Origin of the sequence: Gordonia hydrophobica NBRC 16057 (assembly GCF_001592365.1) — a bacterium.
GTDB lineage: Bacteria > Actinomycetota > Actinomycetes > Mycobacteriales > Mycobacteriaceae > Gordonia > Gordonia hydrophobica.
This window is the reverse complement of sequence record NZ_BCWU01000007.1, coordinates 105,990-119,845: the sequence shown is the minus strand read 5'-3', so window position 1 is coordinate 119,845 and position 13,856 is coordinate 105,990. Positions and strand designations below refer to the sequence as shown.

The following is a 13,856-nucleotide window of genomic DNA, read 5'->3' as shown; positions in this document are numbered from 1 at the left end:
CTGAACGTCGTGCGCGTACTCGTGATCGGCTCGGGCGGCCGCGAACATGCCCTTCTGCTCGGTTTGGACCGTGATCCGTCGGTGACGGACCTGCATGCGGCGCCCGGCAACGCCGGCACCGCTGCGGTGGCGACCAATCATGCGGTCGACGTCGCCTCCGCCGACGCCGTCGTCGCGCTCGCGACGCAGATCGCGGCCGACCTCGTGGTCATCGGACCCGAGGTCCCGCTGGTCCTCGGCGTGGCCGATGCACTCCGCGCGGCGGGCTTCGCCGTGTTCGGCCCCGGCGCGCAGGCGGCGCAGATCGAGGGCTCCAAGGCCTTCGCCAAGGACGTCATGGCCGCAGCGGGCGTCCGCACCGCGCGCGCCGAGATCGTCGACAACCCCGCCGCGCTCGACGCCGCCCTCGACCGCTTCGGTCCCACCTGGGTGGTCAAGGACGACGGCCTGGCCGCGGGCAAGGGCGTCGTCGTGACACCCGACCGCGCCGCGGCCCGCGCCCACGCCGCGGACTGCTTGGAGAACGGACACCCGGTCCTGCTGGAGAGCTTCCTCTCCGGCCCGGAGGTCTCGCTGTTCTGCCTGGTGGACGGCGACACCGTGGTTCCGCTGCTGCCCGCCCAGGACCACAAGCGCGTCGGTGACGGCGACCGCGGTCCCAACACCGGCGGGATGGGCGCCTACACGCCGCTGCCGTGGCTGCCGGACGCGATGGTGACCCGCATCGTCGACGAGGTCTGCAAGCCGGTGGCCGCGGAGCTCGTCAAGCGCGGCACCCCGTTCAACGGGCTGTTGTACGCCGGGTTGGCCGTCGACGACGAAGGCCCTGCGGTCGTCGAGTTCAATTGCCGCTTCGGCGATCCGGAGACGCAGGCGATCCTCGAGCTGCTGCAGACCCCGCTCGGTGAGGCACTCGCCGCCACCGCGCGTGGCACCCTCGCGGACTTGCCGCCGCTCCAGTGGCACGACGGCGCCGCCGTCGTCGTGGTGCTGGCCGCAGAGAACTATCCGGGCCGCCCGCGCACCGGCGACCCGATCAGCGGCGCCGCCGCCGACGGCGTGCTGCACGCGGGCACCGCGGTCAGCGAGTCCGGCGAGATCGTCTCGTCGGGCGGTCGCGTGCTGTCGATCGTGGGCCGTGGCGCCGATCTGGCCGCCGCTCGCGCCCAGGCCTACGAGCGCCTCGCCGGCGTGAAGCTCGCAGGCTCGCATTTCCGCACCGACATCGGCAAGGCCGCTGAAGAGGGACGCATCAGCCTGTAGTCCGCGGGTTTCGCCTGCGGGCGTCGTCTCGATGAATGACACGGCGGTCACGCAGTAGGGTCGCCGGTCGACGTACTCCACAGGTCGGGTGGGAACCGTGGAGGCGACATGAAACTTCTCGATGTGACGCGCGGAGCCGTCGGAGCGATGGTGCTGGGGCTCGTGCTCAGCGCGTGCGGCGGACTGGATTCGAGCCCGACGGCGGAGTCGACGCAGCACCCGGCGTCGGCCACCGATGACGTCGGTTCCAGCGACGGCAGCGATGCGACCGTCGTTCCGGAACCGACGACCGCGAACACCCGGCCGCGCGCGACCGAACCCGCACCTGTCTCGACTCCGCCGATCTCCACTCCGCAGATCTCCACCCCCGCCGCGGATCGCCCCGGCAGCGGGCACGGTCTCTGCTTCGACCTGAACTCGCAGCTCGCGCAGGACGCGATCGCGACACTCGGCACCGACTCGAACGGCGGCGCGTGGCAGCCGCAGGGGGCGAGCAATCATCCGGTGTCGGGCGGCTGCGGCCTCGACTGGATGATCGTCAACGGCAGCGGCTTCAACGACGCGACCTACACCTCGCGCGTCCTGCTCTTCGGCAACGGACAGTATCTGGGCACCGTGGAACCGCACGAGTACTCGTACACGTCGATCGCCGGCGACACACTGGACTCGGTGACCGTCCGCTACCGCTGGCTGCGCGACGAGGATCCGTTCTGCTGTCCGCAGGGCGGTCCCAGCACAGTGACGGTGACGCTGTCGGGCGGGCAGATCTCGCGGACCGGGCAGTTCCCGCCCGAGACGTAGGTCGGGTGCGGCGAGGGACGGCGCGCCGTCAGCGGGCCAGGTTCCGGCCCAGGAACTCGATCTGTTCGGGCAGGACCGACCGCCAGAAGCGGTTGGTGTGGCCGCCCGGGGTCGTCGAGAACGCCGCGGGCGGATGCAGGTCGGCGGCCCACTGCCGGGTGTACGTGTAGAACTGGTCGGCCATGCCGATCGAGAGCAGCACCGGGATCTTGCTGAACGCGTGCTGTTGGCCGAACAGCGAATTGGCCTGGTAGTCGGCGTACGAGTCGAAGGCGCGGGGTGGGAAGTTGTTGGGGTCGCCCCACAGTGCGGGGGAGCTCGCGGCGATCGCTGCGACCCGCGGCGAGCCGAGCAGGGCCCCGATCCGGAGCGCGCCGTAACCGCCCATCGACCATCCGTACAACCCGATCCGATCGGTGCGGAGGTTGAGGTCGATGCTGTTCTCCAGCATCGGGATGAATTCGTCGAGGATCATCGCGGCGCCGTCTGCGCCGTCGCTCCGGGCGTGGAAGTAGTTGCGTCCGACGTCGACACTGGCGACCGCGAACGGCGGGTTGCCCGCGTCGACGTACTGCTGCACCACGCCTTGGATGTTGAGCGCCGTGCCGAAGATGCTTCGCTCATTGGTGTTCAGCGCGTGTGCGACGATCACGACGGGGAGCTCCCCGGTCACGCCGTTCGGTCGCGACGCGGCCCACCGGGTCGGTCGTCCCGCCATGCGCTGGGAGACGAAACTGCCGGTGACGACGGGAGGGTCGTCGGGGATCTCCGGCGCCGGGTCGAGGGGGAGTTGATCGTCGCCGCCGATGTCGGCGGCGACCTGCGGATCGAAGGTCTCCGAGGTCGTGCACGCAGCGATTCCGCCGAGCGCGGCCAGCCCCGCGACGCCGCCGAGCAGCGATCGACGGGACAGCGGACGCCGCGACGACGCCGAAGGGTCGGCGGCGGTCGCGGCGGGTGTCGGAAGTCGATTCCAGGAAGCCATACGGGGCGCTAGTCTACCTCCTCCGCGCGTGCCCCCGCGTCCGTCGCACGGGTCACACGGGACGGCTCAGGTCGTGGCCTCAGGCAGTGGTGAGGCGAGGGTCGGGGCAGTGGCAGCGCTGGTCGTCGGGCACCGGCCCGAGCACGTCGGCGACGTGCTCGCCGCAGCCGTCCCAGGTGATCTTGCTGCAGCTCGGACAGGTCACGGGGAAGCACATGGGAACTCCTTGGAGGGGATCGGGGCTTGCGTGTTCGGGAGGTCAGGTCAGGGACTCGACGGCGGCGGTCAGCTTCGCGGTCGCGTCGTCGGCCACGCTCACCAGGTCGGGGTTGTCGATGACCGTCATCATCACCTGCGGGTTCATCGCCTCGACGATGCTGCGCCTCGGGTCGTCGCGGTCGGCGCGGACTACGACGTTACAGGGCAGCAGCAGGCCGATCTGTCGCTCGGCGGTCACGGCTCGATGGGCGAGGGGCGGGTTGCAGGCGCCGAGGATGACGTACTCCTCGATGTCCTCGCCGATCTTGGCTTTGAGCGTGGCCGCCATGTCGATCTCGGTGAGGACGCCGAATCCCTGCGCGGCGAGGGCTTCCCTGGTGCGGTCGACGGCTTCGGTGAGCGGTGCGTCGACGGTGGTGGCGATAGCGATGGACATGTCTTCTCCTGTTCGGTTGGGCGATGCGTCGGAGTCCTCACGCCAGGGTGAGGAACAGTTTCTCGAGCGTCTCGAGGTCGGGTCCCTCGTCGCTCTCGGCGGTGAGACACTCGCGGAGATTGGTCGCGATGATCTTGAAACCCGCTTTGTCGAGGGCGCGTGAGACGGCAGCGAGTTGGGTCACCACGTCTTTACAGTCGCGACCGTCCTCGATCATGGCGATCACGCCGCCGAGTTGTCCCTGCGCACGACGTAGGCGGTTCAGCACCGCGGTGGTCGATTCGGCATCGGTTTGCATGGAATCCTCCTTGCCGCCACTATACCCCTAGGGGTATTAGTTGGGCGACTGTGCTTGTCGTGCGGTGCGATGAATCCGAGGATGCGGGCGTGCGGCCGGGGCCGTGAGGCCGGACGGGCGGACTTCGCGCGTGCGGTGGCGGTGCGGCCATGCCATAGACTGTCCGCCGTGGGTAAACCTGCTATCAGCAATGTCCTGGCCAGTCGCTACGCGTCCGCGAGCCTCGCGGAGATCTGGTCGCCGCAGCACAAGATCGTCTTGGAACGACAGCTCTGGATCGCCGTCATGAAGGCGCAGCGAGACCTCGGCATCGAGGTCCCCGCCGAGGCGATCGCCGACTACGAGCGAGTGATCGACACCGTCGATCTCGCGTCGATCGCCGACCGCGAGCGCGTGACCCGCCACGACGTCAAGGCGCGGATCGAGGAGTTCAACGCCCTCGCCGGACACGAGCAGATCCACAAGGGCATGACCAGCCGGGATCTCACCGAGAACGTGGAACAGCTGCAGGTCCTCCTGTCGCTGACGCACGTGCGCGACCACGGTGTCGCCACCCTCGCCCGCATCACCGAGCGGGCGGCGCAGTACGCGTCGATCGTCATGGCCGGCCGCAGTCACAACGTCGCGGCGCAGGCCACCACCCTCGGCAAGCGGTTCGCCACCGCCGCCGACGAGCTCATGGTCGCGCTCACCCGCATCGAGGAGTTGATCGCCCGCTACCCGCTCCGCGGAATCAAGGGACCGATGGGCACCAGCCAGGACATGCTGGACCTCCTCGACGGCGATGCCGACAAACTCGCTCGACTCGAATCCACGGTGGCCGCCCACCTCGGGTTCGCCAACGCCTTCACCTCCGTCGGCCAGGTGTACCCGCGGTCGCTGGACTACGACGTCGTCTCGGCGCTGGTGCAGGTCGCCGCCGGGCCGTCGTCGCTGGCCACCACCATCCGGCTGATGGCGGGGCACGAGCTGGTCACCGAGGGCTTCCAGCCCGGCCAGGTCGGCAGTTCGGCGATGCCGCACAAGATGAACACCCGCAGCTGCGAGCGCGTCAACGGTCTCACCGTGATCCTGCGGGGCTACGCGTCGATGACCGGCGAGCTCGCGGGCAACCAGTGGAACGAAGGCGATGTCTACTGCTCGGTGATCCGCCGCGTGGCGCTGCCAGATGCGTTCTTCGCGATCGACGGCCTGATGGAGACCTTCCTGACGGTGCTCGCCGAGTTCGGTGCGTACCCCGAGGTGATCGCGAACGAACTCGATCGTTACCTGCCGTTCCTCGCCACCACCAAGGTGCTGATGGCGTCGGTGCGGGCTGGGGTCGGCCGCGAGACGGCGCACGAGGCGATCAAGGAGAACGCCGTCGCCGTCGCGCTCGCCATGCGTGAGGAGGGTCGGGAGCCCGACCTCCTCGACCGATTGGCCGCCGACGACCGCATTCCGCTCGACCGCGGGCAGTTGGACGCGCTGATCGCCGACAAGTCGGCGTTCGTCGGCGCGGCAGAAGCGCAGGTCGCGCAGGTGGTCGCGCAGGCCGCCGAGTGGGTCGCGAAGCACCCCGACGCCGCCGCCTACGCGCCCGCCCCGATCCTCTAGGAGATCTCATGCGACCCACGCTGTCCGATTACCGGCATGTCGCGTCCGGCAAAGTCCGCGACATCTACGAGATCGACGACGCCACCCTGCTGTTGGTCGCGTCCGATCGCATCTCGGCGTACGACTTCATTCTCGACACCCCGATCCGCGACAAGGGGCGGATCCTGACCGCGGCGAGCTTCTTCTGGTTCGACCGGCTCGGCGTCCCGAACCATCTCGCGGGCGGACCGGACGACGCGCGCATCCCGGCGGGCCTCGTCGGTCGCTCGATGGTCGTCACCAAACTGCCGATGGTGCAGGTGGAGTGCGTCGCCCGTGGCTACCTGACCGGCTCGGGCTTGGTCGACTACAACGCCACCGGCGCCGTCTGCGGCGTGGAGCTGCCCGCCGGTCTGGGCGAGGCCGACAAGCTTCCCGCGCCGATCTTCACTCCCGCGACCAAGGCCGCGATGGGCGATCACGACGAGAACGTCAGCTTTGCGCACGTCGCGAACCAGGTGGGCGAGGAGCTCGCGACTGCGCTGCGCGAACGCACCCTCGACATCTACGGTCGTGGCGCCGATCTCGCGGCCGAACGCGGGATCATCCTGGCGGACACCAAGTTCGAGTTCGGCCAAGCACCCGACGGCTCCCTGGTCCTCGCCGACGAGGTGCTCACTCCGGACTCGTCGCGCTACTGGGACGCTGCGACCTACCAGCCGGGTGTGGTCCAGCCGAGCTTCGACAAGCAGATCGTCCGCAACTGGCTCACCGGTCCGGACTCCGGGTGGGACCGCGGGTCTGAACAGCAGCCGCCCGCCCTGCCCGACGACGTCGTCGAGCGGACGCGCGCCCGTTACATCGAGGCGTACGAGCGGATCTCGGGACTGTCGTTCGACGAGTGGTTCGACGCGTGACGGCCGCGTCGAACCCGGTGGCCCCTCCGGTCGCCAAGAAGGTCCCCGCACCGCGCGAGCACCACGGCGACGTCTTCGTCGACGACTACGAGTGGCTCCGGAACGCCGACGATCCCGAGGTAATCGCCTATCTGGAGGGGCAGAACGCATTCGTCGACGCCCAGACCGCGCACCTGGCGTCGCTGCGCAGCGACATCTTCGGCGAGATCAAGTCCCGGGTCCAAGAGACCGACATGAGCGTCCCGACGCGCAGCGGCAAGTACTGGTACTTCACCCGCACCACCGAAGGCCTCGCCTACGGTGTCCGGGCACGGTGCCCGATCCGCTCCGACGACGACTGGACTCCCCCCGAGGTGACCCCCGGCGTCGACCTGCCCGGCGAGCACGTCTTCTTCGACGCCAACGCCGAAGCGGAGGGGCACGAGTTCTTCAGTCTGGGCGCGATGTCGGTGAGCCACGACGGCGAGTGGCTGGCGTACAGCGTCGACGTGAAGGGCGATGAGCGATACACGCTGCGGATCAAGAACCTGACGACCGGCGAACTGCTGCCGGACACGATCGAGAACATCTCCGCGGGCGCCACCTGGTCGCTCGACGCCCGGTACGTCTTCTATCAGACCGTCGACGACGCATGGCGTCCCGACAGCGTCTGGCGGCACGAGGTGGGCTCCACCGAATCCGATGTGCAGGTGTTCCACGAGCCGGACGAGCGGTACTGGGTCGGCATCGGGACCACGCAGAGCGACGAGTACCTGGTGATCGGCGTCGGATCCAAGATCACCGCCGAGGCCTATGTGCTGCGGGCCGACGACCCGACCGGTGAGTTCGTCAGCGTCGCCGGCCGTGTCGAGGGCGTGGAGTACTCGGTCGAGCACGCGCGTATCGGAGGCGAGGACTGGTTCGTCGTCGTCCACAATGCGCAGGGTGCCGTCGACTTCGCCGTCGACGTGGTCCCCGTCGACGATTTCAGCGCGCGGCAGACACTGATCGAGCATCAGCCGGGCCGTCGTATCGAGGACGTCGACTGCTTCCGCGACTACCTGGTGCTGTCGTACCGGGAGGCCGCATTGCCGCGCGTGGCGATCGCCGATCTCCGCGGCATCGACGGGCTGCCGACGGTCGACGACTTCGTCGAAGTGACCTTCGACCAGGAGCTGCGATCAACTGGGCTCGGCGCCAACGCCGAGTGGGGCACCCCGAAACTCCGCGTCGGCTACGCGAGCTATGTGGATCCGGCCGAGGTGCTGGACCTCGACGTCGCGACCGGGGAGCGCACGCTGCTGCGCAGGCAGCCGGTGCTCGGCGGTTACGACCCGGCCGATTACACGGCGGTCCGCGAGTGGGTGGTGGCCGCCGACGGGACGCGCATCCCGGTGTCGCTGGTGTTCCGCCGCGATCTGGACCAGAGCACGCCGAGTCCGATGCTGTTGTACGGATACGGCTCGTATGAGACCTGCCTGGACCCCGGCTTCTCGGTGGCACGGCTGTCGATGCTCGACCGCGGCATGGTGATGGCGTTCGCGCACATTCGCGGCGGCGGCGAGATGGGTCGGCTCTGGTACGAGAACGGGAAGACGCTCACCAAGAAGAACACCTTCACCGACTTCGTCGACGTCGCGCGGCATCTCATCGAGACCGGCTGGACTTCGCCCGAGCACCTGGTCGCCGAGGGCGGCAGCGCGGGCGGACTGCTGATGGGCGCCGTCGTCAACCTGGCTCCGGAGCTGTTCAACGGCATCCTGGCCGCCGTGCCGTTCGTGGATGCGCTGAACTCGATCCTCGACCCGTCGCTGCCGCTGACCGTGATCGAGTGGGACGAGTGGGGCGATCCGCTCCACGATCCCGAGGTGTACGCGTACATGAAGTCGTACACGCCGTACGAGAACGTGACCGCGAAGCCCTACCCGTCGATTCTCGCCGAGAACTCCCTGCACGACACCCGCGTCCTCTTCGTGGAGGCGGCGAAATGGGTGGCGCGGCTGCAGGAGTCCACCACCTCGGGCAATCCGGTGCTGCTCAAGACCGAGATGTCCGCAGGCCACGGCGGCGTCTCCGGCCGGTACAAGCAGTGGGAGGAGACGGCCTTCGAGTTGGCCTGGATCTTGGAGAAGGCCGGCGCGCTGGCGGAATAGAGTCGAAACACGGGGCGTGCGAAGTCATGACCGAACTTCCGCCGCAGTCCTGGACTCAGCGAGCGAGGTCGTTCTTCCTCCGCCGATGACAGAAGAGAACAGAAATGGTGCTCGGGAGCGGCCCAGCGCCGCTTCCGAGCACCATTTCTGCGAGTGTCGCTGCACGGATGGTCCCGGCAACGACGATTCGGCGCCGCCGGTCGAAGGACCAGTGACGCCGAATCGGTGGTTGCGCGGTGCGGACCTCGCTCAGTGCATCGTGACGGGCACCTGCTGCTCGTCGGCATCGCCCTCGACGACCATCTTCTTGCGGGGCAGGAAGTAGGCCGGGATCAGGGTGAGTGCGACCAGTACCGTGGCCACGATGAACGTGTTGCCGTAGGTGGAGGCGATGTCGGAGATGACATCCGCGCCGGCAGCCTGGACGGCGGCCGGATCCGAGACGTTGACACCGTTCTCGACCATCGCCTTGCCGACGCGCGCCTGGTCGCCACCGGCCTGCATCACCGCGCGCGAGAGCGGCATCAGCATGGTGGTGAAGATGACGGTGATGACGGCGGTGCCGATCGACGCCGCGGTCTGCTGAACGGCGTTCATCAGCGTGGAGCCGTCGGCGATCTCGCCGCCGCGCAGCGTCGCGAGTGCGGCGGTCATGATCGGCATCATGGTCATGCCCATGCCGAGGCCCTGGATGAACAGGGCGCCGCACAGGTACCAGTACGAGGTGTCGGTACCGAGTGCGATGAATGCGCCGACGCCGATGGCGATCAGGACCAGGCCGCCGAGGACGAACTTGCCGGGACCCATCTTGTCCGTGAGCTTGCCTGCGATCGGCATGGTCAGCATGGCGCCGAGACCCTGTGGGGCCAGCAGCAGACCAGCGGCGAGCGTGCTCTCACCGCGGACGATGATGAAGTACTGCGGGTACAGCAGCGAAGCGCCGAAGAAGGCGATCGCGAACAGCGACATCGTGATGACCGCGCCGCGCAGCGTGGTGTTCCGGAACAACCGCAGGTCCAGCAGCGGATTGGTGGTGCGGAACGCGTGGCGGACGAACATCGCGATGAGGATGGCGCCGATGATCATCGGAATGTAGACGCGCGGAGCGTTGAAGGTCTGCTCCTCGGCGCTCGACGAGACACCGAACAGGAACAGCGCCAGGCCGGGCGAGAGCATCAGCAGGCCGGGCACGTCGATCTTCTTGCCGGGCTCCTCATCGCCGCCGGGAAGCGCGAAGAAGGCGTAGACCAGCGCGATCGCGCCGATCGGGACGTTGATCAGGAAGACCCAGTGCCACGAGGCGATCTCGATCAGCCAACCGCCGAGGATCGGTCCCATGATCGGGCCGAGCAGCATCGGGATGCCGAGGACGGCCATGACCGAGCCGACCCGCTCCGGGCCTGCCGCGCGGGTCATGATCATCATGCCGATCGGCATGAGGAGGCCGCCGCCGAAGCCCTGGATCACGCGGAACGCGACCAGCGAGCCGATGTTCCACGCCAGGGCGCACAGGATGGAGCCGATGAGGAACAGGATCAGCGACGCCATGTAGACGCGCTTGGTGCCGAAGCGTGACGCCGCCCAACTGGCTGCGGGGATGACCGCAGCGAGGGCCAGGGTGTACCCGGTCATCGACCAGGCGGCACCCGCCGTCGACGTATCGAACTCGGTGATGAAGGTGGGCTGCGCGACCGACACGACGGTGACGTCGAGGATCGACATGATGGCGCCCAGAACGACGACGCCCGCGATGACGAAGACGCCGCGATCCAGCTTGTCGCTGGCTGCTCCCGGTGGGGAGGTGGTCATGAGGTGTCCTTTGCTAGGAACGGTCAGAAGTAGCGGAGGTCGGGGGTGGAGCGATGGACTCGAGGGCCGCCGCCAGAGCAGACTGCAGATCGGTGCGGACATCGTCGGGGATCTCGGTGACGATGCATGCGAGATCGTCGGCCCGCATCCGGAACTTGGTGTGAACGAGTTCGCGTCCATGTTCGGACAACGACAACCGCTTCACGCGACGGTCGGTCTCATCTTCGCGTCGGACGATGAGATCGGCGGCCACCAGACGATCGGCGCCGCGACCGGCTGCCGCGAGCGACAGACAGACGGCGTCGGCCAGTTCGTTCACCGATAAGTCGTGGTCGCTGCGCGACAGGACCATCAGCATGCGGAGCTGCGAGAGGGTCAAGTCGGTGGCGGCGACACGGTCGACGGTGCTGCAGGAGGCGCGTGCCGCGACCCGATCGAGGAACTGCACCAGCGTGCTGGTGCAGGCCTCGACGGAGGTTGGAGAATTCGACACCTGCAAGAACTTACGCTCGCGCAACTATTGCTGCAACGCAATGACTGGTGACTTCGCGCACTGGCGCTATCCTGTGGGGCATGGGTCACGCCAACATCAAAGACATCCCGGTCCGCGCACTCGACGGCGGCGCATTCTCGCTCGCGGATCTCACCGGTCCGCTCCTCGTGGTGAACGTCGCCTCCAAATGTGGACTCACTCCGCAGTACACCGCTCTGGAGAAGTTGCAGAAGGACTACGGCGACCGTGGACTCACCGTGGTCGGCGTTCCGTGCAACCAGTTCATGGGCCAGGAGCCCGGCACCTCCGAAGAGATCGCCAGCTTCTGCTCGACCACCTACGGTGTCACCTTCCCGCTGCTGGAGAAGACCGACGTCAACGGCGACGACCGCCACCCGCTGTACGCCGAACTCACGCAGACCGCCGACGCGAACGGCGAGGCGGGCGACATCCAGTGGAACTTCGAGAAGTTCCTCGTCGCGGCCGACGGCAGCGTCGCCGGACGGTTCCGTCCGCGGACCGAACCCGACGCCCCGGAAGTCATCTCGGCCATCGAAGCCGCGCTCGGTTAGGGAGTGTCTGCGGCCGGCCGATCGGCAGGTAGAGTAAGCGCGTAACCGTCCGGTCCGCTCGGGCCGGACATTCGACACCATCGGTGTGAGGAGCAGTGCGGCGAATGGCGCGTGTAGTTGTCGATGTGATGCCCAAGGCCGAGATCCTGGACCCGCAGGGACAGGCCATCGTCGGGGCGCTCGGGCGTCTGGGATTCGCGGGCGTCGCCGACGTCCGTCAGGGAAAGCGCTTCGAGCTGGAAGTCGACGACTCTGTCGACGACGCTGCGCTGGAGCGGATCGCCGAAGAACTCCTGACCAATACGGTCATTGAGAACTTCAACGTCTCGCGCGTCGCGGAGTAGGCGCACATGACTGCTCGCATCGGAGTCATCACCTTCCCCGGCACGCTCGACGACGTCGACGCGGCGCGCGCCGTCACCACGGCGGGCGGTGAAGCCGTCAACCTCTGGCACGGCGACGCCGACCTCAAGAACGTCGACGCCGTCGTCGTTCCGGGTGGCTTCTCGTACGGCGACTACCTGCGGTGCGGCGCCATCGCGAAGTTCGCTCCCGTCATGGGCGAGGTGGTCGCGGCCGCCGAACGCGGCATGCCGGTGCTCGGCATCTGCAACGGATTCCAGATCCTCTGTGAGGCGGGGCTGCTTCCGGGCGCTCTCACGCGTAACGAGGGGCTCCATTTCGTCTGCCGCGACCAGTGGCTGCGGGTGGAGTCGAACACCACTGCGTGGACGTCCCGCTACGAGGTCGGCGCCGAGATCCTGATCCCGCTGAAGTCGGGTGAAGGACGCTATGTGGCCTCCGAGCGGACACTCGAGGAACTGAAGGGCGAGGGACGCATCGCGTTCACCTACGCGGGCGACAATCCCAACGGGTCGAGCCTCGACATCGCCGGTGTCTCCAGCGCCAACGGGCGCGTCGTGGGTCTCATGCCGCACCCGGAGCACGCGATCGGAGCGCTGACCGGCCCGAGCGACGACGGTCTCGGCCTGTTCTACTCGGCACTGGACGCGGTGCTCGCGGCAGTCTGAGCAGCACAGTGACAACTTCTGCGGCAGTGTCAACGGCAAGCGCGGCGGGGCTCGGTGACTTCATCGACGCCTCGCCGTCGCCGTTCCACGTCTGTGCCACCGTGGCCGCGGCGCTCGACGCCGCCGGGTACGAGCGGCTGTCGGAGACCGATCGGTGGACGGACTCGATCGGTCGCCATTACGTGATGCGCGGCGGTTCGATCATCGCCTGGAACGCCGACGCGGTCGGGGCCACCCTGATGCGTCGTGCGCCCCGTTTCCGGATCATCGGTGGGCATACCGACAGTCCCAACCTGCGCGTCAAACAGCATCCGGACCGCACCAGCGCGGGCCTGGCGACCGTCGCGCTCGAGCCGTACGGCGGCGCCTGGTTGAACTCGTGGCTCGACCGCGACCTCGGGTTGTCGGGACGCCTGGCCTACGAGGACTCGGACGGCGCCGTCGCCCTCCGACTCGTGACGATCGACGAGCCGATCCTGCGAGTCCCGCAGCTGGCGATCCACCTGTCGGAGGACCGCAAGGGCGTGAGTCTGGATCCGCAGCGGCACGTCGACGCGGTTCGCAGTGTCGGCGAAGCGCAGTCGCTGCTGGCGTTCGTCGCCGAGCGTGCGGACGTCGACGCGGACGCCGTGCTGGGCTGGGAGCTCATGACGCACGATGTGACGCCGTCGCGCATCATCGGCGCCGAGCAGGATCTGCTGAGCGCGCCGCGGTTGGACAACCAGGGCACCTGCTATGCGGGGCTGCGTGCGCTGCTCGACGCCGAGCCGTCCGCCGATGCGATCTCGATGCTGGTGCTGTTCGACCATGAAGAGGTCGGCTCCGGCTCCGAGCGGGGAGCATCGTCGGATTTCCTGGTCACCGTCTGCGAGCGGATTGTGGCGGCCACCGGCGGCGACCGGGACGATTTCTTCCGTGCGATGGCCGCCAGCATCTGCGTCTCGGGCGACATGGCGCACGCCACGCATCCGAACTACCCGGATCGTCACGAGCCGTCTCATCGGATCGCCGTCAACGGCGGCCCGGTCCTGAAGGTGAACCAGAATCTCCGATATGCGTCCGACGCGGTCGGCGAGGCCGAGTTCGCGCTCGCCTGTCGTGACGCCGAGGTGCCGTTGCAGCGGTACATCCACCGCGCCGACCTGCCGTGCGGCTCGACCATCGGACCGCTCACCGCGACTCGGACCGGACTGCTGACCGTCGACGTCGGCGCGCCGCAGCTCGCGATGCACAGTGCACGCGAACTGATGGGCACGGCCGACGTCGCGATGTATTCGGCGGCGTTGGCGGCGTTCCTGCGCCGCTGAACGACCCCCGCGTTCCGA

At 68.1% G+C, this 13,856-nt stretch carries 15 protein-coding genes; 9 read left to right on the top strand and 6 right to left on the bottom strand.

Annotation, left to right across the window (positions count from 1 at the left end; translation table 11 throughout):
• Nucleotides 1–9 precede the first annotated feature (9 nt).
• Both purD and GH2_RS13105 read left to right on the top strand, forming a co-directional pair.
• Nucleotides 10–1,263, top strand: a complete 1,254-nt coding sequence (gene purD / locus GH2_RS13110) for a phosphoribosylamine--glycine ligase (RefSeq protein WP_066168746.1) — start codon at nucleotides 10–12, stop codon at nucleotides 1,261–1,263.
• 108 nt (nucleotides 1,264–1,371) lie between these two features.
• A complete protein-coding gene (locus GH2_RS13105) occupies nucleotides 1,372–2,064 on the top strand; it encodes an LppP/LprE family lipoprotein (RefSeq protein WP_066168743.1) in 693 nt (230 codons plus the stop codon).
• A 28-nt stretch (nucleotides 2,065–2,092) separates the two neighbouring features.
• Here GH2_RS13105 and GH2_RS13100 read toward each other — a convergent pair whose 3' ends face one another.
• From GH2_RS13100 to GH2_RS13090, 4 genes are all read right to left on the bottom strand, one after another.
• The gene (locus tag GH2_RS13100; RefSeq protein WP_066168740.1) at nucleotides 2,093–3,049 is read right to left on the bottom strand and encodes an alpha/beta hydrolase-fold protein; all 957 of its coding nucleotides are present in this window, start codon (nucleotides 3,047–3,049) and stop codon (nucleotides 2,093–2,095) included.
• A 79-nt stretch (nucleotides 3,050–3,128) separates the two neighbouring features.
• A complete protein-coding gene (locus GH2_RS21760; RefSeq protein WP_169802455.1) occupies nucleotides 3,129–3,266 on the bottom strand; it encodes a DUF8730 family Cys-rich protein in 138 nt (45 codons plus the stop codon).
• A 42-nt stretch (nucleotides 3,267–3,308) separates the two neighbouring features.
• Nucleotides 3,309–3,704, bottom strand: a complete 396-nt coding sequence (locus GH2_RS13095; protein ID WP_066168737.1) for a DUF302 domain-containing protein — start codon at nucleotides 3,702–3,704, stop codon at nucleotides 3,309–3,311.
• Between the two features lie 37 nt (nucleotides 3,705–3,741).
• Nucleotides 3,742–4,002: a metal-sensitive transcriptional regulator gene (locus tag GH2_RS13090; RefSeq protein WP_066168734.1), complete on the bottom strand. Its 261-nt coding sequence runs from the start codon at nucleotides 4,000–4,002 to the stop codon at nucleotides 3,742–3,744.
• 168 nt (nucleotides 4,003–4,170) lie between these two features.
• Here GH2_RS13090 and purB point away from each other — a divergent pair, with 168 nt between their 5' ends.
• Genes purB through GH2_RS13075 form a run of 3 tightly spaced genes read left to right on the top strand, consistent with a single transcriptional unit; the run spans nucleotide 4,171 to nucleotide 8,626 of the window.
• On the top strand, nucleotides 4,171–5,598 hold the full coding sequence (gene purB, locus GH2_RS13085) for an adenylosuccinate lyase (protein WP_066168731.1): 1,428 nt from the start codon (nucleotides 4,171–4,173) through the stop codon (nucleotides 5,596–5,598).
• Between the two features lie 8 nt (nucleotides 5,599–5,606).
• Nucleotides 5,607–6,494 carry a phosphoribosylaminoimidazolesuccinocarboxamide synthase gene (locus tag GH2_RS13080; protein WP_066168728.1) on the top strand — a complete coding sequence of 296 codons (888 nt, stop codon included), beginning with the start codon at nucleotides 5,607–5,609 and terminating at the stop codon, nucleotides 6,492–6,494.
• On the top strand, nucleotides 6,491–8,626 hold the full coding sequence (locus GH2_RS13075) for a S9 family peptidase (RefSeq protein ID WP_066169198.1): 2,136 nt from the start codon (nucleotides 6,491–6,493) through the stop codon (nucleotides 8,624–8,626). The genes GH2_RS13080 and GH2_RS13075 overlap by 4 nt, the downstream gene beginning before the upstream one ends.
• A gap of 249 nt (nucleotides 8,627–8,875) precedes the next feature.
• Here the strand turns inward: GH2_RS13075 and GH2_RS13070 are convergent, their stop codons facing one another.
• Both GH2_RS13070 and GH2_RS13065 read right to left on the bottom strand, forming a co-directional pair.
• Nucleotides 8,876–10,435: a DHA2 family efflux MFS transporter permease subunit gene (locus GH2_RS13070; protein ID WP_066168725.1), complete on the bottom strand. Its 1,560-nt coding sequence runs from the start codon at nucleotides 10,433–10,435 to the stop codon at nucleotides 8,876–8,878.
• Nucleotides 10,436–10,448: 13 nt separating this feature from the next.
• Nucleotides 10,449–10,928 carry a MarR family winged helix-turn-helix transcriptional regulator gene (locus GH2_RS13065; protein WP_066169196.1) on the bottom strand — a complete coding sequence of 160 codons (480 nt, stop codon included), beginning with the start codon at nucleotides 10,926–10,928 and terminating at the stop codon, nucleotides 10,449–10,451.
• Nucleotides 10,929–11,008: 80 nt separating this feature from the next.
• Between GH2_RS13065 and GH2_RS13060 the strand changes: the two genes are divergently transcribed.
• From GH2_RS13060 to GH2_RS13045, 4 genes are all read left to right on the top strand, one after another.
• Nucleotides 11,009–11,500, top strand: a complete 492-nt coding sequence (locus GH2_RS13060) for a glutathione peroxidase (RefSeq protein WP_066168722.1) — start codon at nucleotides 11,009–11,011, stop codon at nucleotides 11,498–11,500.
• Nucleotides 11,501–11,604: 104 nt separating this feature from the next.
• Nucleotides 11,605–11,844: a phosphoribosylformylglycinamidine synthase subunit PurS gene (purS, locus tag GH2_RS13055; protein WP_066168719.1), complete on the top strand. Its 240-nt coding sequence runs from the start codon at nucleotides 11,605–11,607 to the stop codon at nucleotides 11,842–11,844.
• A 6-nt stretch (nucleotides 11,845–11,850) separates the two neighbouring features.
• Complete coding sequence (purQ, locus tag GH2_RS13050; protein ID WP_066168716.1) at nucleotides 11,851–12,531, top strand: phosphoribosylformylglycinamidine synthase subunit PurQ; 681 nt, start codon at nucleotides 11,851–11,853, stop codon at nucleotides 12,529–12,531.
• 26 nt (nucleotides 12,532–12,557) lie between these two features.
• Nucleotides 12,558–13,838 carry a M18 family aminopeptidase gene (locus GH2_RS13045; RefSeq protein WP_244885386.1) on the top strand — a complete coding sequence of 427 codons (1,281 nt, stop codon included), beginning with the start codon at nucleotides 12,558–12,560 and terminating at the stop codon, nucleotides 13,836–13,838.
• The last annotated feature ends 18 nt before the right edge of the window (nucleotides 13,839–13,856 follow it).